Here is a 20,497-nt window from a genome sequence, read left to right on the forward strand (position 1 = left end):
TTTAGGAGGTTATCGTGTTTCATCCGAAGCTATTCGAAAATCGCAACGTCGTCGTCACCGGCGCCGGCCGCGGTATCGGGCTGGAAGTCGCGAGGCAGTTTCTCGATTGCGGCGCGCGCGTGCTTGTCCATATCGGCCGTGATGCCGATCGCGAATTGCCGGATTTCCTGATGGAAGCGGAAGCAGACCGCCGCGCCTTTCTCATTGCCTGCGATTTCGCTGCCCGCCACGGCACGCGGGATTTTGTGAGCGCCGGCGGCGAGCGTTTCGACCGCATCGACGTGCTGATCAACAATGCAGGCACCATGGTCGGGCGCTTTCCAGCCGGCGAATTGACGGACGAGCAGTATGAAGGGATCGTTCATCTCAACCAGACGTCCGTCATGGAGATAACGCGGGGATTGCTGCCACTGCTGCGAGCTGCCGGGCAGGCCGCGATCGTCAACACGGTTTCGATTTCCGCGCTCACCGGCGGCAGTCCCGGCTCCGCCATCTATTCCGCCTCCAAAGCCTTCGTCTCGACCTATTCGAAGGCGCTGGCGCGTGAACTGGCACCAGACGGCATTCGGGTGAATTGCGTCTCGCCCGGCACGATATCGACGGATTTTCACGAGCGTTATTCGTCCAGGGAGAAGCTGGAGCAAACGCGCAAGTCGATCCCGCTTCAGCGCCTGGGCACGCCGGAAGATTGCGCACCCGCCTATCTCTTTCTCGCGGCGCCAACGCTGTCCGGCTACATCACGGGGCAGGTGGTCGAGATCAATGGCGGCCAGCTTATCTGCTGATAAAACGGACCTTTTTTGGTTTTCCAGGTCTTTTTTGAATCAGCTTTTGGTTTGATAATATTATAAGCATAGCTCTGTGTGAATTCTCGCTAGAGGCTGTGATATGTTATCGTCTCCACCGCAAGGCGGTGCCGCAGAGCATGATGTCGAGGAGATGACCGACAGGGCTCGAAAGGCGAGCGCCCTGCTGAAAGCACTTTCCCATGAAACCCGTCTGGCGATCCTCTTCACGCTCGCCAAGCGGGAGAAGACGGTGATGGAACTCGAGGCTCTTCTCGATCTGCCACAGGCCGTCGTTTCGCAGCATCTGGCGCGCCTTCGACTGGACAAGCTCGTCGACACGCGCCGCGAAGGGCGCCTCATTCACTATGCCGTTGCCCGTTCGGAAATCTGTGACGTGGTCGATTCGCTGCAGCAGGCATTCTGTCAAGGCGAACGTTGAGGTTTGACGCGATCTTGCGTGTTGCGTTCGCCTGGCTGCCGGTCTAACTCTTTCGCTTCGGGAGAGCGGGATGATCGACAAGCTGGAATTCTTCATCGCGCTGGCGAATCAGAAGCATTTCGGCCGCGCGGCCGAGGAATGCGGCGTGACGCAGCCGACATTGTCGGCCGCGATCAGGCAGCTGGAAGACCAGCTGGGCGTGATGCTCGTCAGCCGCGGCTCCCGTTTCCAGGGACTGACGCCCGAGGGGCAGCGCGTCTTGGAATGGGCGCGCCGCATCGTCGGCGACAGCCGCACCATGCGCGAGGAAATGCGAGCGGCACGCAAGGGTCTTGCCGGTCACATCCGCATGGCCGCCATTCCGACAGCTCTTGCGATGGTGCAGAAAATCACCACGCCCTTCCAGGAGAGGCATCCGGACGTCACCTTCTCCATTTTATCGCGCAATTCGCTGCAGGTTCTGAGCCTGCTCGAAAATCTCGAAATCGATGCCGGCATCACCTACCTGGAAAACGAGCCGCTCGGCCGTGTCACCAGCGTGCCGCTCTATGCCGAGCGCTATCACCTAATCACGGCGGCGGGCAGTCCGTTTTCCGAGCGCAAGACCGTCACCTGGAAGGAAGTCGGCAATCTTCGGCTTTGTCTATTGACCGCCGATATGCAGAATCGCCGCATTATCAATCGGCACCTTGCCGAAGCGGGCGCAACGGCGAGGCCGACGCTGGAATCCAATTCGATGATCGTGCTGTTTTCCCATGTTCAGACCGGGCGTTGGGCGAGCATCATGCCAAAGAATATTGCCGATTCCTTCGGTTTTCCGGCCGATATTCACAAGATTCCGATCACGGAACCTGACGCCGAGCATCTTGTCGGCCTGGTCGCTACACACCGCGAACCCTTTACGCCGCTCGTCTCCGCCTTGTTGCACGAGGCGAGATTGCTCGCGGAAGAGAATAAGAATCGATAGAAGATTCCTATCGAACGACGGGACTGCCTTATTGATCCTTTGCCGTCTCCCTGCGAGCTTATCGTTGTGGCGTGTTGATCGCACGCCAGGAGGAGATGCCGCATAAGCCTTTTCCGAAGATTCGCCTTCGATTTTCGGAGCTATGCGCGGGAGGCTGCTAATGAATTTGAATCAGGCCGCGGGCGATATCGCAACCCGGGCCGGCACCATCATCGACAGCATGAAATCGATGGAGGGGCCGCTTTTGCCGATCCTGCACGGGATTCAAGAGGAATTCGGCTATGTGCCGCAGGATGCGCTGCCGCTGATCGCCAAGGCGTTGAACCTCTCGCGCGCCGAAGTGCATGGCGTCATGACCTTCTATCATGACTATCGCGATCATCCCGCCGGCCGCCACGTCCTGAAGCTCTGTCGCGCCGAAGCCTGTCAGTCGATGGGCGGCGATGCATTGGCAGAGCGCATCAAGCGGCTGTTGGGCATCGATTTCCATCAAACGACACTCGATGGCAGCGTCACGCTGGAACCCGTCTACTGTCTTGGGCTCTGTGCCTGCGCGCCGGCGGCGATGCTCGATGGTGAGCTACATGGCCGGCTTGACGACGAAAGCGCCGACGACCTCGTGAAGGAGGCGCGCCAATGACCCTGACTATTTACATCCCCCGCGATGCAGCCGCCCTTTCGCTTGGCGCGGAGAAGGTTGCGAAATCGGTCGCGCAGGAAATTGCCAAACGCGGCTTGGATGCGCGCATCGTGCGCAACGGCTCGCGCGGCATGTTCTGGCTCGAGCCTCTGGTCGAAGTCGAGATCGACGGCAAGCGCATCGGTTACGGGCCGGTGAAGGCCAAGGACGTATCGGCACTGTTCGACGCCGGGCTTGCCGAAGGCGGCGAGCATCCGCTCTGTCTTGGGGAGGTCGAAAGCCTCCCATTCCTCAAGGAACAGACCCGCCTGACCTTTGCCCGCTGCGGCGTCACCGATCCGCTTTCGCTCGAGGATTATGAGGCTCATGGCGGCCTGAATGGGCTGCGCCGCGCCATCGGCATGGTATCAGGCGATATCGTCAAGGAAGTCACCGATTCCGGCCTGCGCGGCCGTGGCGGTGCAGGCTTCCCCACTGGCATCAAGTGGAAGACGGTGCTCGACGCGCCGGGCGACCGCAAATATATCGTCTGCAATGCCGACGAGGGCGATAGCGGTACATTCGCCGACCGGATGATCATGGAAGGCGATCCCTTCGTGCTGATCGAGGGTATGGCGATCGCAAGCCTTGCGACCGGCGCGACCAAGGGCTTCGTCTATACGCGCTCGGAATATCCGCATGCGATCGCCGCGATGACCGAAGCGGTCGACATCGCGCGCAACGCCGGCATTCTCGGCGCTTCGGTGCTCGGATCCGGCAAGGCTTTCGACATGGAAATCCGCACCGGCGCCGGCGCCTATGTGTGTGGCGAAGAGACGGCGCTGCTGAACAGCCTTGAAGGCAAGCGCGGCATCGTGCGCGCCAAGCCGCCGCTGCCGGCGCATAAGGGCCTGTTCAACTGTCCCACCGTCATCAACAACGTGATTTCGCTCGCCTCCGTCCCTATCATCATGGACAAGGGCGCGGCTTTCTACCGCGATTTCGGCATGGGCCGTTCGCGCGGCACGATCCCGCTGCAGATTGCCGGCAATGTCAAATATGGTGGTCTCTATGAGACGGCCTTCGGTCTTTCGCTCGGCGATATCGTCGACCGGATCGGCGGCGGTACGGCGACCGGACGTCCGGTCAAGGCCGTGCAGGTCGGCGGTCCCCTCGGCGCCTATTTCCCGCGCGCCCTGTTCGACACGCCGTTCGACTATGAATCCTTCGCGGCCAAGGACGGTCTCATCGGTCATGCCGGCATTGTTATCTTCGACGATGCCGCCGACATGCTGAAGCAGGCGCGTTTTGCCATGGAATTCTGCGCGGTCGAAAGCTGCGGCAAGTGCACGCCCTGCCGCATCGGCTCGACGCGTGGCGTCGAGACGGCCGACAAGATCGCGCAAGGGATCGAGCCCGAGAAGAACAGGGTGCTGCTTGCCGATCTCTGCAACACGATGAAGTTCGGCTCGCTCTGCGCGCTCGGCGGCTTCACGCCCTATCCCGTGATGAGCGCGATGACCCATTTCCCGGAGGACTTTTCTCCGGCTCCCTTGATTGAAGCGGCGGAGTAAGATCCATGTCCCTCGTTCCAGAAATCGACTACGGCACGCCGGCCTCCCAGTCCGAAACCATGGTGACGCTGACCATTGACGGGCGCCAGATCAGCGTCCCCGAGGGCACGTCGATCATGCGCGCCTCGATGGAAGCAGGCATTCAGGTGCCCAAGCTCTGCGCCACCGACATGGTCGATGCCTTCGGCTCGTGCCGCCTCTGTCTCGTCGAGATCGAAGGCCGCAACGGCACGCCGGCCTCGTGCACGACGCCCGTTGCTTCCGGCATCGTCGTCCACACGCAGACCGGCCGGCTGAAGGACATCCGCCGTGGCGTGATGGAGCTCTATATCTCCGACCATCCGCTCGACTGTCTGACCTGCGCCGCCAATGGCGATTGCGAGTTGCAGGACATGGCCGGCGCCGTCGGCCTGCGCGACGTGCGCTACGGCTACGAGGGCGACAACCACGTCAAGGCGCGCAACAGCGGCGACATCAATCTGAAATGGGCGCCGAAAGACGAGTCCAATCCTTATTTCACCTATGATCCTTCGAAGTGCATCGTCTGCTCCCGCTGCGTGCGCGCCTGCGAGGAAGTGCAGGGCACGTTCGCGCTGACGATCGAGGGCCGGGGCTTCGGCTCGCGCGTCTCGCCCGGCATGCACGAGAATTTCATCGATAGCGAGTGCGTTTCCTGCGGCGCCTGCGTGCAGGCTTGCCCGACCGCGACGCTGACCGAAAAGTCGGTGATCTCGATCGGCCAGCCGGAGCACTCCGTCGTCACCACCTGCGCCTATTGCGGTGTCGGCTGCTCCTTCAAGGCAGAGATGCGCGGCGAAGAGTTGGTGCGCATGGTGCCCTGGAAGGACGGCCAGGCCAATCGCGGCCACTCCTGCGTCAAGGGCCGCTTCGCCTATGGCTATTCGACCCACAAGGACCGCATCCTCAACCCGATGGTCCGCGAGAAGGTGACCGACCCCTGGCGCGAAGTGACCTGGGATGAGGCCTTTGCCCATATCGCCACCGAGTTCAAGCGGCTGCAATATCAATATGGCCGTGATTCCATCGGCGGCATCACCTCGTCGCGCTGCACCAATGAAGAGACCTTCCTGGTGCAAAAGCTGGTGCGCGCCGGCTTCGGCAACAACAATGTCGATACCTGCGCCCGTGTTTGCCATTCGCCGACCGGCTATGGTCTCGGCCAGGCCTTCGGCACCTCGGCTGGCACGCAGAATTTCGATAGCGTCGAGCATACCGATGTCGTTATCGTCATCGGCGCCAACCCGACGGACGGCCATCCGGTCTTCGCTTCACGGCTGAAGAAGCGGCTGCGCCAGGGTGCCAAGCTGATCGTCATCGATCCGCGCCGCATCGATCTGGTGCGCACGCCGCATGTCGAGGCGAGCTACCATCTGCCGCTGAAGCCGGGCACAAACGTCGCCATACTGACGGCGCTGGCACATGTGATCGTCACTGAAGGCCTGTTCGACGAGAAGTTCATTCGCGAACGCTGCGATTGGTCCGAATTCGAGGATTGGGCAGCCTTCGTCGCCGAGCCGCAGCACAGCCCCGAGGAAACGGAAAAATACACCGGCGTTCCCGCCGATCTCGTGCGCGGTGCGGCCCGCCTCTATGCCAAGGGCGGCAATGGCGCGATCTATTACGGTCTCGGCGTGACCGAGCACAGCCAGGGCTCGACCACGGTCATGGCGATCGCCAATCTTGCCATGGCGACAGGCAATATCGGCCGTCCGGGCGTCGGCGTGAACCCGCTGCGTGGACAGAACAATGTGCAGGGCTCTTGCGACATGGGCTCGTTCCCACACGAGCTGCCGGGCTATCGCCATGTCGCTGATGATGCCACCCGCGATATCTTCGAAAAGCTCTGGGGCGTGAAGCTCGACAAAGAGCCAGGTCTGCGCATCCCCAACATGCTCGACGCCGCCGTCGACGGCACCTTCAAAGGTCTCTACATCCAGGGCGAGGATATTCTCCAATCCGACCCGGATACCAAGCATGTCGCCGCCGGCCTTGCCGCGATGGAATGTGTCGTCGTCCACGATCTCTTCCTGAACGAAACGGCCAACTACGCGCATGTCTTCCTGCCCGGCTCGACCTTCCTCGAAAAGGACGGCACCTTCACCAATGCCGAGCGCCGCATCAACCGCGTGCGCAAGGTCATGAGCCCGCGCAATGGCTATGCCGACTGGGAAGTGACGCAGAAGATGGCGCAGGCCATGGGCCTTGACTGGAACTACACGCATCCATCCGAGATTATGGACGAGATTGCCGCGACGACGCCGAGCTTCGCCCTGGTTTCCTATGACTATCTGGAGAAGATGGGCTCGGTGCAGTGGCCCTGCAACGAGAAGACGCCACTCGGTTCGCCGATCATGCATGTCGACGGCTTCGTGCGCGGCAAGGGCAAGTTCATCCGCACGGAATATGTCGCGACCGACGAACGCACCGGCCCGCGCTTCCCGCTGCTGCTGACCACGGGGCGTATCCTCAGCCAGTACAATGTCGGAGCGCAGACCCGGCGAACGGAGAATGTCGTCTGGCATGCCGAGGATCGGCTGGAAATCCATCCGCACGACGCAGAGCAGCGTGGCATCCGCGAGGGCGACTGGATCCGGCTCAGCAGCCGCTCCGGCGATACGACGCTTCGGGCATTGATCACCGACCGCGTTGCTCCCGGTGTCGTCTACACCACCTTCCATCATCCGGACACGCAGGCTAACGTCATCACCACGGACTATTCCGACTGGGCGACGAATTGCCCGGAATACAAGGTGACGGCCGTGCAGGTCTCGCCGTCGAACGGTCCGTCTCAGTGGCAGGTCGAGTATGACGAACAGGCCCGGCAGTCGCGCCGTATCGTCGGGAAGATGGAGGCTGCGGAGTGAGCCGGAGCGTGCTTTCTCCTTCTCCCCTCGGGGAGAAGGTGCCCGCAGGGCGGATGAGGGGGTCTTTCCACGCGGGAAGAATAGTCCTTCGTTCGCGCTCAGGACGCTCGGAGCTTTCGCCCCTCGCCCCCCTCATCCGACGCTTCGCGCCACCTTCTCCCCGATGGGGAGAAGGGGAGACCATATAATGATCTCCTTCAAACCCATCACCACCGTCCCCGAAACTGCCCGCCGCAACGGCATGGTACGTTCGGGCACGCGCATCGTCCCCGAGGAAGTGCCGATCGCCTTTTCCTATGGCGGTACCTCGCATGCGGTCATGATGGGAACGCCTGCCGATATCGAGGACTTCGCCGTCGGGTTCAGCCTGACCGAGGGCATTATTACCGATATCGCTCAGATCGCGACCGTTGATCCGATCGAGGACGAGCAGGGGATCGACGTGCAGATCACTCTCGTCGACGATGCTGCGGACGCCTTGCGGCTGCGTCGCCGCCATATGGCAGGCCCCGTCGGCTGTGGCCTCTGCGGCATCGAATCGATCGAGCAGGCCGTGCGCAAGGTGCCCGACGTTTCGAAGGTCGCTTTGAAGCTGACGCAGAAGGATGTCGTTCGCGCGGTCGCGCTGCTCAACGACGCTCAGCCACTGCATCGCGACACTCATGCCGTGCACGGCGCGGGTTTCTATGTTCCCTCGGAAGGGTTGCTTGCCGTGCGCGAGGATGTCGGACGCCATAATGCGCTGGACAAGCTCTGCGGCGCGGTTATTCGCTCCGGCCGAAGGGGTGCCGAGGGTGTCGTGGCCGTGACGAGCCGGCTGTCCGTCGAGATGGTACAGAAGGCGGCGATCCTGGGCAGTTCCGTACTGGTTGCCATCTCCGCGCCGACGGCGCTTGCCATCCGCACGGCCGACGAAGCCGGCATGACGCTGGTGGCGCTGGTGCGCGGCGACGATTTCGAGATTTTCACCCATCCGCATCGCATTATTACGGGGAGCATCGCCGATGTCGCCTGACGACACGCCGCACGGCAAGACCGAAACCAAGCTCATCTATATGGCGAACCAGATCGCCACCTTTTTCAAGACCCAGCCGGCAAACGAAGCGGTGCAGGGGGTTGCCACCCATATCAACAAATTCTGGGAGCCGCGCATGCGCCGCCAGCTTTTCGCGATCATCGATCACGGAGACAGCGGGCTGAGCCCTTTGGTCCTGGAGGCGGCCTCGCTGATCCACAGGCCCGCGCCAGCCGAGGAAGTTAAGTCGGCTTAATACTAGCATTGATAGCGCATTAGGATGGAGAGCGGAGGCTCCATCTTCGAATGCGATTCCTGTTGAGGGAAGAGGTGCTGTCTTTGAAGCAAGGAGGAGTTGTTCATGACGGCTGCTGATACGAATATTTCTGAAGGAACGGTAGCGGCGGGTCTGCTCGACCGCGAGCGCATCATCGCCAAGCCGGGCTTCAACCGATGGCTCGTGCCGCCGGCCGCGTTGGCTATCCATCTCTGCATCGGCATGGCCTATGGCTTCAGCGTTTTCTGGCTGCCGCTCTCCAAGGCGATCGGCACACCGACGCCGGCTCCCGCGGAATGTGCCAGCCTTAATCTCCTGACTGCTCTGTTCACGACAAGCTGCGACTGGCGCGTAAGCGATCTCGGCTGGATCTATACGCTGTTCTTCGTGCTGCTTGGTTCCTCCGCCGCCATCTGGGGCGGCTGGCTGGAACGGGCCGGGCCGCGCAAGGCCGGCGTGGTTGCCGCCTGCTGCTGGTGCGGCGGTATCGTGATCGCGGCAATCGGCGTCATCTTCCACCAGCTGTGGCTGATGTGGATCGGCGCCGGTGTCATCGGCGGCATCGGGCTCGGCCTAGGCTACATCTCGCCCGTTTCGACGCTGATCAAATGGTTTCCCGATCGGCGCGGCATGGCGACCGGCATGGCGATCATGGGCTTCGGCGGCGGTGCGATGATCGGTGCGCCGCTCGCGAGCCTGCTGATGAACCACTTCCGCACCGATGGTTCGGCCGGCGTCTGGCAGACCTTCATCGTCATGGCGGCGATCTACTTCGTGTTCATGATGGGCGGCGCTTTCGGCTATCGCCTGCCGCCAGCCGGCTGGCGTCCGGAAGGTTGGATGACACCCGCCGCCAAGAGCTCGATGATCACGACGAAGCATGTGCATCTTCGCCACGCCCACAAAACCAAGCAGTTCTGGCTCATCTGGGCGGTGCTGTGCCTTAACGTTTCGGCCGGTATCGGCGTCATCGGCATGGCCTCGCCCATGCTGCAGGAGATCTTCGGCGGAGCCCTGATCGGCCTACCGGATGTGAAATTCGCCGATCTCAGCAAGGATCAGATCGCCACCGTCGCTGCCATCGCCGCCGGCTTTGCCGGTCTGCTGTCGCTCTTCAATATCGGTGGCCGCTTCTTCTGGGCATCGCTATCCGACAAAATCGGCCGCAAGAATACCTATTATTGCTTCTTCGTCATCGGTATCGCGCTCTATGTCCTGGCTCCCTGGGCGGCCGGCATTCACAGCAAGGTTCTGTTCGTGGGCGCGCTCTGCATCATCCTGTCGATGTATGGCGGCGGCTTTGCCACGGTTCCCGCCTATCTCGCCGATATTTTCGGCACGCAGTTCGTGGGCGCAATCCATGGCCGGCTGCTGACGGCCTGGGCGACGGCCGGCATCATCGGGCCTGTCGTGGTCAACTACATCCGCGAGGCACAGAAGGCAGCGGGCGTGGAAGGCGCACAGCTCTACACCTTCACCATGTATATCCTTGCCGGCATGCTGGCGCTGGGGCTGATTGCCAATCTGCTGGTCAAGCCGCTTTCGGCCAAATGGTTCATGTCGGACGAGGAGGTCGCCGCGCTGCAGGCAAAGACGGCTGCCGCCAACGCCGGCCCCACCGGCTCCTTTGGCATCGGCACGGGCGGCTTCGACGGCAAGGCGCTGATCGCCTGGGCGATCGTCGGCATTCCGCTGCTCTGGGGCGTATGGGTGACGATCAGGAGCACCTACGCACTGTTCGGCTAGAGCCGGATGATATTAGGTCTGTTCGACCTAAAATCTGAATCCGCTCTAGAATCAAAGAAGTAGAGCGTGATGTCGTCCGAAAACCGCCTACACTTTTCGGCATCACGCCCTAAGCAATCATTCTGAAAAACGACGAAGCCGAATTGCGAGACAAAAAGCCGCCACCGGAAGGTGGCGGTTCTCAAAAAAGACTCTTCCGCGAAACTATGCGGCGCGAAGTTATGCGGCGAGTTCGTCCGTTTCGCTTTCCTTGAACATCTTGGCGAGGTTCAGGAAGCAGATCATTCCGTTCTCTGTTGCGATGATACCTTCGCAATAGACGCGATCGAACGAGGCCGTGACTTCCGGAACCGGCTGAACCTGGCTGGAGGCGATCGTCAGGATGTCGGAAACGCGGTCGACCAGCATGCCGATGACCATGTTGTGCACTTCGGCGACGACGATGGCGCTGCGCTCGTTGGCAACCGTGCTCTGCATGCCGAGCTTGTAGGCGAGGTCGATGATCGGGATGACCGAGCCGCGCAGGTTCATGACGCCGATGACATCGGCCGGCGCATGCGGAATCGGCGTCGACGGCGCCCAGCCGCGGATTTCGCGGATAGTAGTGGTCTTGACGCAGAATTCCTGCTCATGCAGCCGGAAGGCAATGATCTCCAGAGTCTCGCCGCTGAAGCTGGTGGAATTGATCGTGGCCATGAACGTTCTTCCCATTGAAGCGTGACGCCAAATGCGGCGTGTTCATGGCACGATAGAGCAAGAACATTGCTCAAACCTAAATCTATACAAGCGGTTTCGACTGGACGGTTTCCGGCTACCCGCCCTCGCGGTTCGAGGGCGCTTGCGCGCCACCTCACCGTGAGGGCTGATCTTTTCGCTTCACTGCCAAGGAACCGCAAGTCAAAGCAAAGATGCTGCTCGCTCCATCCTCATCCTGAGCCTGTCGAAGGACGAGGATGGCCCCACGGTAGGAATGGCAGGCCTCCCGGCAACGCGCCATTCGGTTCCCTGCCGCTGGGTAGTCTCCTCAGGCAGCCCGTGTCGGACGATCGAAGATGCGACGGCCGAAGAGGCTTGCCGCCATCTCCACCAGCACGCGGGCGCTCTTGCCGCGATCGTCGAGGAAGGGGTTGAGCTCGACGAGATCGAGCGACGAGACGAGGTTGCTGTCGGAGAGCATCTCCATGATCAAATGCGCCTCGCGATAGGTGGCGCCGCCCGGCACCGTCGTGCCCACGCCCGGCGCGATATCCGGATCGAGGAAATCGACATCGAAGCTCACATGCAGCAGGCCGTTTGCGGCGCTTACGGTATCGAGCACCCTGCGCATGATGGCTGCTACGCCCTGTTCGTCGAGCGAACGCATATCGAAGACGTTGACGCCATGCTCGCGGATCTCCTCGCGCTCGCGCGGATCGACGGAGCGGATGCCCACCTGGAAGACCTTCGTCGGGTCGACCAGCGGCCGTCCGGCCGGCAGAACACCGTCGATCTCGGCCTCACCGCAATAGTAGGCGACGGGCATGCCGTGAATATTGCCTGAGGGCGAAGTGGTCGGCGAATTGAAATCGGAATGCGCGTCCAGCCAAAGCACGAAAAGCGGCCGGCCGACCTCTGCCGCGTAGCGCGCCATGCCGGAGACGCTGCCCATGGACAGGCTATGATCGCCGCCAAGGATCAGGGGAAAGCCGCCGGAGGAGGCGACATCGTATACCCTAGCCTCGAGTGCGCGCGTGAAAGCGCCGACAATCTTCAGATTGTGGGCCTGTGGATGCTCCGGAAGGTCCGCTGCCGGAACGGGACGCAGGTCGCCGCTGTCGGTGACGCGATGGCCAAGCTCGATCAGCGTGGTTTCGATGCCGGCGATGCGGAGCGCGGTCGGGCCCATGCCGGCGCCGCGGCGGCCGGAGCCTTCTTCCAGGGGAACGCCGATCAGGGTAACGGGAGTGGATTGCGTATTCATCGGCATTGCTCCGAGGGTTAAAGCAATTCCCGGAAAATGCGCAGCGGCGTTCCCCGGAATTGCGTGAAAACAACGAGGTAGCGCGGTTCGAGCAGTCCGTGAAGAGCCGAACCGCCCCGGATGATGTCGAGGCGCATTATCGATGGTCTGCATGACAGCAAAAAGATGGAAAATTGTCGAAAATCGATTAGCTTTCGACAGATTGATCAGTTCGATTGACCAAAATGACAAACCATATGGATGACCTCGACCGTGACCTTTGAGTGCGCTTCGCAGCAACGCACGCATCTCCGGTTCCTCGCTGGCGGCAGCGACCGGCGCATCGCGCGCCACTGTCGCCGCTCGCATCGAGCGATTGGTGGAAAACGGCACCACGAGACGCTGCGCCGGATCAGGCTGATCAACGGCATCAATACGACCGAATCCAATATCCTGCTGAAGACCAGCAAGATGGTGTTCTAAAGCAACTTACCTTCTCCCCTTGGGGAGAAGATGGCCCGATAGGGACGGATGAGGGGCTGAAAGCGAAGCGGTGAGCGACTTGAGCGGCAAGCGAACGGCAATCTCCCGGTAACGCCCCCTCACCCGGCGCTATCGCGCCACCCTCTCCCCGTTGGGGCGAGGGGGTATCCCTCAATACTCATGCTCGTAGACGACGCCGGCTTCTCCGGCGCCGTCGGATCCCGCCGCGCCGCGCAGCTTCACACCGCGTCCGACATTGAAATTGATGATGGCTTTGGTGTTGTTGGAGGCGCCCTGCTGCAGCTCGATATAGGTGCGCTTGTTGATATACTTGCCGGCGCCGACCTGTGCCTGGCCGTTTGCATCGGTCGAAATATCCAGATCGTCCACGCCGAGATGGCTGCGCAACCCCTCGAACAACGATGTGGAGCGTCCGCCGGCGAGCTGGCTTGCGGCATCGGCGAGCTGGGCGATCTGCATGGCCGATAGTTTCGACATGGACTGGCCGAAGATCAACTGCGCCAGTACTTCATCCTGCGGCAGTGCCGGCGAGGAGGAAAAGCCGATCTGGGGATCGGTGGCGAGACCGGTAACATCGACGGTGATGGTGGTTGAGCTCACCGTCGATGTCGCCTCCATATTAAGTGCGGGGGTCAGGTCACCGCCGAAGGTGATCTTGCTCGAATCCGTGAAATCCAGCCGGCGGCTGAGGATGGTAAGGCGTCCGCGCCGCATGGTGAAGCCGCCGGATACGACAGGTTCCGCTGCCGTGCCGCGCACCGTGATGCTGCCGCCGAGTTCGGCGTCGATGCCGCGGCCGCGCACGAAGATCTGCGAGGGTGCGTCGAGTTGCAGATCAATGCCGAGGGTGGTCGATTTGCTGCGCGGTCCCTCTGGCTTCTGATCCTTGAACTGGGCGTTGACCGCAGCGGGGGCATTCTTGTGCTTGATGTTGATCTCGGAAAGCGACGCAGGCAGCTTCTCCGGCACCGTGATCGACGCCTTGTTGATCCTGAGATTGCCCGTCAGCATCGGCGCGGTCATCAGCGGCCCCTTGACGCCGAGAGTGCCGTTGATGGTCGCGGCCACCAGCGTACCGTCGACATAGGTCGCGTTGTTGAACTTCATCTGGATATCGGCCGGGAAGCCGCTATTCGGGGCAATGCCGACCGTGCCGCTGCCCGAAATGCTGCCGCCGCTCGTCAGGTTGCCGGCGAGCCGCGAAATGACGGCCTGCTTGCCATCGAGGGTCACGGTGACGGTGAGCCCGCTGAGGGTCAGGTTCCGGCGGACGTCGACCAGCTTGGCGCCGTCGGTGGCAATCGTGCCGGTAACGGCAGGTGCCGCCGTCGTGCCGCCGATCTGCATGTCGATCTTCGCCATACCTGTCATGACCAGGCCTTGGGCGGCGAGCTGGCGGGCAAGGGCATCGAAAGGCACATTGCCGGAAAACTTCAGCGCCATGCCTTTGTTGCCGGCGACGGCGACAGTGCCGCCGCCGTTAAGCACAAGGCCGCTCTGGCCGGTCAGGTTGGTGTTGATAGTCACGACATTGTCGGCGAATTTGCCGTCCGCCTTGATGCCGAGCGCGGCAAGACCGGCGGATTTCGTCTGGCTCGTCGCCGCGCCCGACCAGTTTGTCTGGAACACGACGGTGGGCGCGGTTGCCTTGCCGGTGACCGTTACCGTGCCGGAAATGACGCCTTCGGCCGCGAGCGTCGGCGCAAAGACATTGGCGAGGCTTGCCGGCAGGTTGGCGATCTTGGCATTGATGTTCAATGTCTGACCGGCGGTGCCATCGACGGTCACCGAGCCGCCGCCCGTCTGAAGGGTCAGGCCATTCAGCGACGCTGTCCCATCCTTGATGACGATCTTGGTCGGCGATGCCAGCTTGACCGGTATCGTCCGCGGAGCACCCGCAAATGCGTCGATGCTCACCGTTGTCTGGCCACCCGATGTCTCGACGCCGCCACGCGTCGTTAGCGGCGCGTTGTCATATGTGGACTTCAGATCGAAGTCTGTGCGGCTGCCCTGCTGGGTGAAGGTCAGGCCGAGACCGGTGATGCGGTTGGCGCCGGAGGCGATGGTATCCGCACGGATGCTGCCATTGGCGGAGAAGGCCTTGAGGTCGTCGACGGTGAGCGCGACGGCCGGCGTGCCGATGACGAGATCGTCTCGGCGGATACCATTGCCACTGGCATTGACCTTCAGGCTGGTCTTGCCATTGGCGCTGGCGATATCGAGCGAGCCCTTGAGGTCGCCCTCGGCCTTCTGCCCGGCGAGGGCCGCAAGGAGGCTCAGATCCGGCAGATCGAATGTCAACGCGCCTGACGGTTCGAAGCTCGGCGACAGGTCCAGCTTGCCTTGCAGCTTGTTCGTGCCGATCTCGGCCGATAGGGACGGGATGCTGGTGCGGCCATCCTTTGAAACGGCGTCGGCGGTGATACGGATCGGCTTGCCGTCAATCGCTCCGCTCGCTTGCACTTTCGCCTGCGGGGCCTTTGGATCCGCGGTTCCCGTTACGCCGATGTCGAGCGTATCCAGCAGCCGTCCCGCCAGCTTGACGTTGACGGCCTTGGCGGTCGCGTCGATGCCGAGCGCGGTCAGCGGTCCCTTGGCCTTGAGGCCGATATCGGCCTGTCCTTCGGCGTTTGGTATCAGCTTGGAAAGGTCGAGTAGCTTGCCCGATAGATCGGAGGTTAGCGACTGGTCGTTGAGCGCGACATTTCCGGTGATCTCGGCGACGCTGGATTTCACCGCAAGGTTGGAGAGCGACATCTTGGTCGGCACCGTGCCGGCGACCTGCCCTTCCAGAGAAAGCGTGCCTTCGAACTTGTCCGAGACGCCGTCCGGCAGCACGCCAGGCAAAGCGAAAAGCTTGAAATTGCCCGTCAGCGCCTTCGAAGACAGCGTATATTTGCCGTTGACCGTGCCGCCGATGCTGGCGCTTTCCAGCGTCGTATTGTTGAAGCCGATCGTGTCGGGCGAGAGCTGCAAGGGCGCGGTCAGCGCGATCGGCGCCCGGATCAGACGATTGAGATCGGCATTGAGAAAGGCCGTCTGGCCGACGACCAAGCGGAGCTGCAATGGGCCGGACATGGCGGCCAGATTGAAGGCGTCGCTTCTGGCGCTCAGATTGATTTGCCCGATTTGCCCCTGCGGCGTGCTGGCGCTGTCGAGTGCGGCTTTCGCATCGATCTTCACCAATTGGGCAGCGCCCGTCAGCGCGATATCGACGCGGGAAATCAGGGCCCGGACCTCGCCGTCCTCCATCGGCCAGCGGAAGTCGACGGGGCCGGAGGTGCCGAGCAGATTGGCATTGAGGCTGTTGTTGCCGTTGGGATCCAGCGTGCCGGATGCGGCAAGCACCGCACTGCCGGTGGCAAGATTGCCGGTCTGGATGTCGATCTTGCCCTTGCCGTCGAAGGTTGCGGAGACATCGATAGTCGTCTGGCCGGCAAAGAGCGGCCGCATGGTCGGTGGGAGCAGCGAGTCGACGTCGCCACCGCCCTTGACGTCGATGTGGTGCAGGCCGTCGGCCGAGAGGCTGTGATGGCCGCTGATGGCGACCGTCGGCTTGCCGTCGAGCGCTGCCTGCAGCTTCCCGGCCCAATTGGAGAGAGGACCGTCGCCGGAAAGATCAATGTTGATCGCCGGGCCGCCCGGCAGATGCAGCAGGCCAGCCAACATTCCGTCGCGCGGCTCGGAAATCTGCGTCTTCAGCTTCAGCTGGTTTTCGGCCGGCGCGAAGGCGATATCGGCGGAAAGCTTGGCATCGGGCACATCGTGGCGGCTGGCATTCAGCATGAGACCCATGCTGCTGCTGTTTGCCTTGACGCTGCCGTCGGCGGCCAGAATAAAATCCTGTCCGGCGACCGCCTGTCCAATGCGAAGATCGGGCAGGGCGATGGTGCCGATATCGATAGCGATGGGTAGTGAAAAACCGCCACTGCCCTGCGTCGCCTGCGTTTCCGGCGTGGGCGCGGCCGTCGAAATCGGCAGCCGTTCAAAATCGACGATATCGGCTGCGATGCGATCGGCATGGAAGGTGCCGGTCAGCAAAGATAGCGGAGACCAGTCGATGGCAAGGTTCTGCACCTTGGCGTAGGGGCCTTTGGTGTCGGATACGATGATCGAACCGACCCTCAGATTGCCGTTCAGCAGGCCGGAGGGCGCGGCGATGGCGATGGTGCGATCCGGCGTCGAGGCGATCTTCGCCACCTGGTCGACGGCATAGGTGGTTGCGGAGGGGACAAGGCCGACGACGAGCATAGCCGCGATCACGAGCAAAAGGATTGCCACGACCGCATAGGCGATCCAGCGCACCAATCTCCCGAGGATTCGAATCAATATGCTCATGAAAGCGACAGTAACCCCAATTTTCTAACCGTGTGCTGAAACGCCTGCGACAACTATACGGCTTGTCAGAAGGCCTGACCAATGCCGGCATAGATGCCATAAGATGTGCCGTCGTCATATTTCTTCAATGGAACGGCGACATCGAGCCTGATCGGACCGAAGGGCGTAGCGTAGCGCAGGCCGACGCCTGCGCCAATGCGCAGATCGGACAAGTCCGGGAAGGTGGTGTCGGTAACGCTACCCATATCGACGAAGGGGACGATGCCGATCGTATCGGTGATCTTCACGCGGGCTTCGAAAGAGGCGGTCACATAGGAGCGTCCGCCGGTTTCGTCGCCGTTGGAATTGTAGGGCGAGATCTCCTGATAGCCGTAGCCACGCACCGAGCCGCCGCCGCCGGCATAGAAGCGCCGGGTGGCTGGAATATCCTCGATATTGTTTGCGCCCAGCAGCGAGCCGGCGGCAAGCTTGCCGGCAAAGACGACGTTATTGTTGGCGCCGATGCCCTTGTAGCCGGTGATCGAGCCCTCGAGCGAGCTGAAGATCGTGCCGCCCATCGCCTCATAGCTCGGCTTGGCGCCGATCGAAGCGCGGTAGCCCTCGGTCGGGTCCAGCTTGTTGTCGCGCGTGTCTCTGACATATTCGAGCGGGATCGCGACCGTCAGATAGTTGTGCTTGCCGAAGGCGTCGGTGGTATCCTGTTCATAGGATATCTCGCCGCCAGCGGAGACGGTATCCTGATCGTTGATTTCGTAAGCAAGGCTGCTGCTTGCCGTCGCGGTATTGGCGTCGTAGGCGTCCGGATGCAGGCTCTGCATCTTGAGGCCGGCCGTGAAGGTTGCCGAAGGATAGAAGGTCGCGGGCCTGACATAGGTGATGCCGGCCGTGTAATCGAACTGGCCGACATCGGTCGTCTCGCCGATGCGGGAGATGGAGCCCTCGATGCGCAGCGAATCCGCGCGGCCGGTCAGATTACGGTGTCCCCAATAGCCCTGCAGGCCGAAGCCGTCGATGGTGGAATATTGCGCGCCGACGCCGAAGAAGCGCTGCTTGCCTTCCGAGACTTCAATGGTCGTCGGGATGCTGCCATCAGGCGCCAGCTTGTCGGCCTCGCGGATGGTGACGCTGGAAAAGACGCCGAGTTTTCTCAAGCGGTCCGATGCTTTCTTCAATTCGTCGGGAGAGTAAGGCTTGCCTTCATTAATGCGGGCATAGCGCTTGATGAAATCCGGATCGACCGATTTCTGGCCGGTGACACCGACATTGCCGAAGGGAGCGATGGGGCCGCTTTCGACTTTCAGCGAGACGTCGACCGTGTCGCTCGCATGGTCGGCGATGACATCGCGCTTGTCGAGCCTGGCAAGCGGATGTCCCTCGTTCTTGAAATCGGCGACCATCTTGTCGCCGGCCTTCAGGATCGTCAGGGAACCGGCATCGCCGCCACGCACGAGCCCATAATTCGCCGGGTCCAGCCTGGCGGCGTCGCCCTGGAGGTTGATTCTGCCGAGTTTGAAGACAGGACCGGGATCAACGCTGATAGTGACGGCAACTGGCTTGGCGCGGCTGAAGGTCGGCGTCGGCGGCAATGCGTCGAGCGGGGTGCCATTGATGGTAATGGTGACCACGCCGCCGTAGCGCGCCTTTTCATAGAGGCTAGCAATCAGCCTGTCACGATCGTCGCGCGCCTTGACGACAACGCCGAGATCGCCGGATACGGGCTTTTTCTCGTCGGCAATCAGCATCGAGCTGTCGTTCAACGATTCCTTCAGATCCTTGTCGAGATTGTCGGCCTTGAAATCGACCGTGTAGCGAACGGGATCGGAAACCTGGTCCGCCGTTTCATCCTCGCCCCAGAGCTTTATCCCGAAGAGTTTAAACGCAAAGGCGTTTCCGGCATACATCGGACCGAGCGCAAGCACTGCCGCAACCGCTGCCACGGTTCCTGCCCGCCGATACGCAATACTCTTTCTCGGTTCAGTTCTTTTATGCATACGCCGCTTTACGGTTACATGAGAACTTACTCAGTTTGACGTTTCCCGGGAGTTAACGCGCGGCCACCATAGAGGCAAAAGTCGTTCAGGTGTACCTTTTTGGAGTCAAAAACGTGGAAAAATGCCCCTTAATGGCTGAAATGCTGACGTTTTCGGCACAGTTCCGACATATTCGAGCAACCTGAAAAACAGCGTCCACGGGTTGTCCAGGCCATGCGGCAGGCGCGTTTGGTGCCGGCGCCACAGCCATTTATCGGCCGGAATCAAAAAGTCCCGGACTTGCGTCCGGGACTTTCGAAAGCTTCGTGCTTGGATCGATCAGTAGCCGCCGTAGCCGCCGCGTGGGCAATCGTCGATGTAGCGACGACCGTAGCGGTCGCGGTAGTAGCACTGGCCGGGCTGCTCCCGGACGCTGCCGATGACGGCGCCGGAAACGCCGCCGATGGCTGCGCCGACCGCGGCGCCGCGGACGTTGCCGGTGACTGCGCCGCCGATAATGGCGCCGGATGCTGCACCGATGCCTGCGCCCTGTTCAGTCGGCGTGCAGCTTGCGATAGACAAGCCGACCAATGCGAGCATAAGAACTTTTTTCATTTACTCTCTCCAACGTTAGTTAAGCCGAACCCCGGCCAACGTCGTCCCATTCTTCAGCTCCACCACGATGGGCTGTCTTTCAGTCCTGCAATGATGAAAAATATCGTGCAAAATATGATTGTCCATTGGCTGGCAATAGTTTTTTTGTTGCCGAACAAAGGCAGCTTCGCATTCGGAGAGTAAAACGACGGGCGCGAAGCAGAAAATCCGCGACCGTTCTAAAGTAGAGGTTGATTGGACTGCAAAAAAAGTCAAATGATGCTCCTTGCCTCTGGAGGAGAGGCGAGGAGGAAAATATGGCAAAGGTGACTTTGACGGTGAACGGCCGTTCGGTCAGCGGCGAGTGCGAGGATCGCACGCTGCTTGTCCATTTCATTAGGGAAAAACTCGGCCTGACCGGAACCCATGTCGGCTGCGATACCAGCCAGTGCGGTGCCTGTGTCATCCACATGGATGGTAAGTCGGTGAAGAGCTGTTCGATCCTGGCCGTTCAGGCTTCCGGCTCCAAGATCACTACCATCGAGGGTCTGGCCGCCAATGGCGAGCTGCATCCGGTCCAGGCCGCCTTCAAGGAGCATCACGGCCTGCAATGCGGCTTCTGCACGCCGGGCATGGTGATGGCATCGGTCGACATGATCAACCGTCATGGCGGCAAGCTGGACGAAAAGATTGTTCGCAGCGAGCTCGAAGGCAATATCTGTCGGTGCACCGGCTATCACAACATCGTCAAGGCGGTGCTTTCAGCCAATGCCGAGATGAATGCCGCCAAACAGGCGGCTGAATAGAGTTTCACCGAGACTGTCTGGCGAGACGCCAATGAT

15 protein-coding genes and 1 pseudogene are annotated in these 20,497 nt (G+C 61.4%); 11 read left to right on the forward strand and 5 right to left on the reverse strand.

From position 1 onward, the window contains the following. Positions 1-14 precede the first annotated feature (14 nt). The 9 genes from HGP16_RS10650 (at position 15) to HGP16_RS10690 (ending at position 10,310) form a co-directional block, all read left to right on the forward strand. Positions 15-785 (forward strand): SDR family NAD(P)-dependent oxidoreductase, encoded by a 771-nt coding sequence (locus HGP16_RS10650; protein ID WP_168839965.1) that lies wholly within the window; start codon positions 15-17, stop codon positions 783-785. A gap of 103 nt (positions 786-888) precedes the next feature. Continuing rightward, positions 889-1,227 (forward strand): helix-turn-helix transcriptional regulator, encoded by a 339-nt coding sequence (locus HGP16_RS10655; protein ID WP_168839966.1) that lies wholly within the window; start codon positions 889-891, stop codon positions 1,225-1,227. Between the two features lie 70 nt (positions 1,228-1,297). Then, positions 1,298-2,194 carry a LysR family transcriptional regulator gene (locus tag HGP16_RS10660; protein ID WP_168839967.1) on the forward strand — a complete coding sequence of 299 codons (897 nt, stop codon included), beginning with the start codon at positions 1,298-1,300 and terminating at the stop codon, positions 2,192-2,194. Between the two features lie 160 nt (positions 2,195-2,354). Then, a complete protein-coding gene (locus tag HGP16_RS10665) occupies positions 2,355-2,834 on the forward strand; it encodes a formate dehydrogenase subunit gamma (RefSeq protein ID WP_168839968.1) in 480 nt (159 codons plus the stop codon). After that, the gene (locus HGP16_RS10670) at positions 2,831-4,387 is read left to right on the forward strand and encodes an NADH-quinone oxidoreductase subunit NuoF (protein WP_168839969.1); all 1,557 of its coding nucleotides are present in this window, start codon (positions 2,831-2,833) and stop codon (positions 4,385-4,387) included. Before HGP16_RS10665 ends, HGP16_RS10670 begins: the two co-directional genes overlap by 4 nt. A gap of 5 nt (positions 4,388-4,392) precedes the next feature. Beyond that, positions 4,393-7,272, forward strand: a complete 2,880-nt coding sequence (gene fdhF / locus HGP16_RS10675) for a formate dehydrogenase subunit alpha (RefSeq protein WP_168839970.1) — start codon at positions 4,393-4,395, stop codon at positions 7,270-7,272. A gap of 187 nt (positions 7,273-7,459) precedes the next feature. Next, complete coding sequence (fdhD, locus tag HGP16_RS10680; protein ID WP_168839971.1) at positions 7,460-8,287, forward strand: formate dehydrogenase accessory sulfurtransferase FdhD; 828 nt, start codon at positions 7,460-7,462, stop codon at positions 8,285-8,287. Beyond that, the gene (locus HGP16_RS10685; RefSeq protein WP_168839972.1) at positions 8,277-8,543 is read left to right on the forward strand and encodes a formate dehydrogenase subunit delta; all 267 of its coding nucleotides are present in this window, start codon (positions 8,277-8,279) and stop codon (positions 8,541-8,543) included. The genes fdhD and HGP16_RS10685 overlap by 11 nt, the downstream gene beginning before the upstream one ends. A 105-nt stretch (positions 8,544-8,648) precedes the next feature. Further along, a complete protein-coding gene (locus tag HGP16_RS10690) occupies positions 8,649-10,310 on the forward strand; it encodes an OFA family MFS transporter (protein ID WP_168839973.1) in 1,662 nt (553 codons plus the stop codon). Positions 10,311-10,529: 219 nt separating this feature from the next. Here HGP16_RS10690 and HGP16_RS10695 read toward each other — a convergent pair whose 3' ends face one another. Continuing rightward, positions 10,530-11,006 carry a chemotaxis protein CheW gene (locus tag HGP16_RS10695; protein WP_168839974.1) on the reverse strand — a complete coding sequence of 159 codons (477 nt, stop codon included), beginning with the start codon at positions 11,004-11,006 and terminating at the stop codon, positions 10,530-10,532. Positions 11,007-11,334: 328 nt separating this feature from the next. After that, positions 11,335-12,270: an arginase gene (gene rocF, locus HGP16_RS10700; RefSeq protein WP_168839975.1), complete on the reverse strand. Its 936-nt coding sequence runs from the start codon at positions 12,268-12,270 to the stop codon at positions 11,335-11,337. Positions 12,271-12,506: 236 nt separating this feature from the next. Between rocF and HGP16_RS10705 the strand changes: the two are divergent. Next, positions 12,507-12,732: pseudogene (locus HGP16_RS10705) on the forward strand (Lrp/AsnC family transcriptional regulator). 171 nt (positions 12,733-12,903) lie between these two features. Here the strand turns inward: HGP16_RS10705 and HGP16_RS10710 are convergent. The 3 genes from HGP16_RS10710 to HGP16_RS10720 form a co-directional block, all read right to left on the reverse strand. Continuing rightward, a complete protein-coding gene (locus tag HGP16_RS10710; protein WP_168839976.1) occupies positions 12,904-17,091 on the reverse strand; it encodes a translocation/assembly module TamB domain-containing protein in 4,188 nt (1,395 codons plus the stop codon). A 65-nt stretch (positions 17,092-17,156) separates the two neighbouring features. Then, a complete protein-coding gene (locus tag HGP16_RS10715) occupies positions 17,157-19,082 on the reverse strand; it encodes an autotransporter assembly complex family protein (RefSeq protein WP_168839977.1) in 1,926 nt (641 codons plus the stop codon). A 318-nt stretch (positions 19,083-19,400) separates the two neighbouring features. After that, positions 19,401-19,676, reverse strand: coding sequence for a YMGG-like glycine zipper-containing protein (locus HGP16_RS10720; RefSeq protein ID WP_168839978.1), 276 nt, complete (start codon positions 19,674-19,676; stop codon positions 19,401-19,403). A 296-nt stretch (positions 19,677-19,972) separates the two neighbouring features. On the opposite strand from HGP16_RS10720, the gene HGP16_RS10725 reads away from it, so the two are divergent. Beyond that, positions 19,973-20,461, forward strand: a complete 489-nt coding sequence (locus HGP16_RS10725; protein ID WP_149635869.1) for a (2Fe-2S)-binding protein — start codon at positions 19,973-19,975, stop codon at positions 20,459-20,461. Positions 20,462-20,497 lie beyond the last annotated feature (36 nt).

The sequence above is a fragment of the Rhizobium sp. P40RR-XXII genome (genome assembly GCF_012641405.1).
GTDB lineage: Bacteria > Pseudomonadota > Alphaproteobacteria > Rhizobiales > Rhizobiaceae > Rhizobium.

What these genes read in the sequence shown, in the direction of transcription:
- HGP16_RS10665 (WP_168839968.1), top strand. Translation starts at nt 2,355, where the DNA reads ATGAATTTGAATCAGGCCGCGGGCGATATCGCAACCCGGGCCGGCACC.
- HGP16_RS10715 (WP_168839977.1), bottom strand. Translation starts at nt 19,082, where the DNA reads ATGCATAAAAGAACTGAACCGAGAAAGAGTATTGCGTATCGGCGGGCA.
- rocF (WP_168839975.1), bottom strand. Translation starts at nt 12,270, where the DNA reads ATGAATACGCAATCCACTCCCGTTACCCTGATCGGCGTTCCCCTGGAA.
- HGP16_RS10660 (WP_168839967.1), top strand. Translation starts at nt 1,298, where the DNA reads ATGATCGACAAGCTGGAATTCTTCATCGCGCTGGCGAATCAGAAGCAT.
- fdhF (WP_168839970.1), top strand. Translation starts at nt 4,393, where the DNA reads ATGTCCCTCGTTCCAGAAATCGACTACGGCACGCCGGCCTCCCAGTCC.
- HGP16_RS10725 (WP_149635869.1), top strand. Translation starts at nt 19,973, where the DNA reads ATGGCAAAGGTGACTTTGACGGTGAACGGCCGTTCGGTCAGCGGCGAG.
- HGP16_RS10655 (WP_168839966.1), top strand. Translation starts at nt 889, where the DNA reads ATGTTATCGTCTCCACCGCAAGGCGGTGCCGCAGAGCATGATGTCGAG.
- HGP16_RS10670 (WP_168839969.1), top strand. Translation starts at nt 2,831, where the DNA reads ATGACCCTGACTATTTACATCCCCCGCGATGCAGCCGCCCTTTCGCTT.
- HGP16_RS10720 (WP_168839978.1), bottom strand. Translation starts at nt 19,676, where the DNA reads ATGAAAAAAGTTCTTATGCTCGCATTGGTCGGCTTGTCTATCGCAAGC.
- HGP16_RS10695 (WP_168839974.1), bottom strand. Translation starts at nt 11,006, where the DNA reads ATGGCCACGATCAATTCCACCAGCTTCAGCGGCGAGACTCTGGAGATC.
- HGP16_RS10690 (WP_168839973.1), top strand. Translation starts at nt 8,649, where the DNA reads ATGACGGCTGCTGATACGAATATTTCTGAAGGAACGGTAGCGGCGGGT.
- HGP16_RS10685 (WP_168839972.1), top strand. Translation starts at nt 8,277, where the DNA reads ATGTCGCCTGACGACACGCCGCACGGCAAGACCGAAACCAAGCTCATC.
- HGP16_RS10710 (WP_168839976.1), bottom strand. Translation starts at nt 17,091, where the DNA reads ATGAGCATATTGATTCGAATCCTCGGGAGATTGGTGCGCTGGATCGCC.
- fdhD (WP_168839971.1), top strand. Translation starts at nt 7,460, where the DNA reads ATGATCTCCTTCAAACCCATCACCACCGTCCCCGAAACTGCCCGCCGC.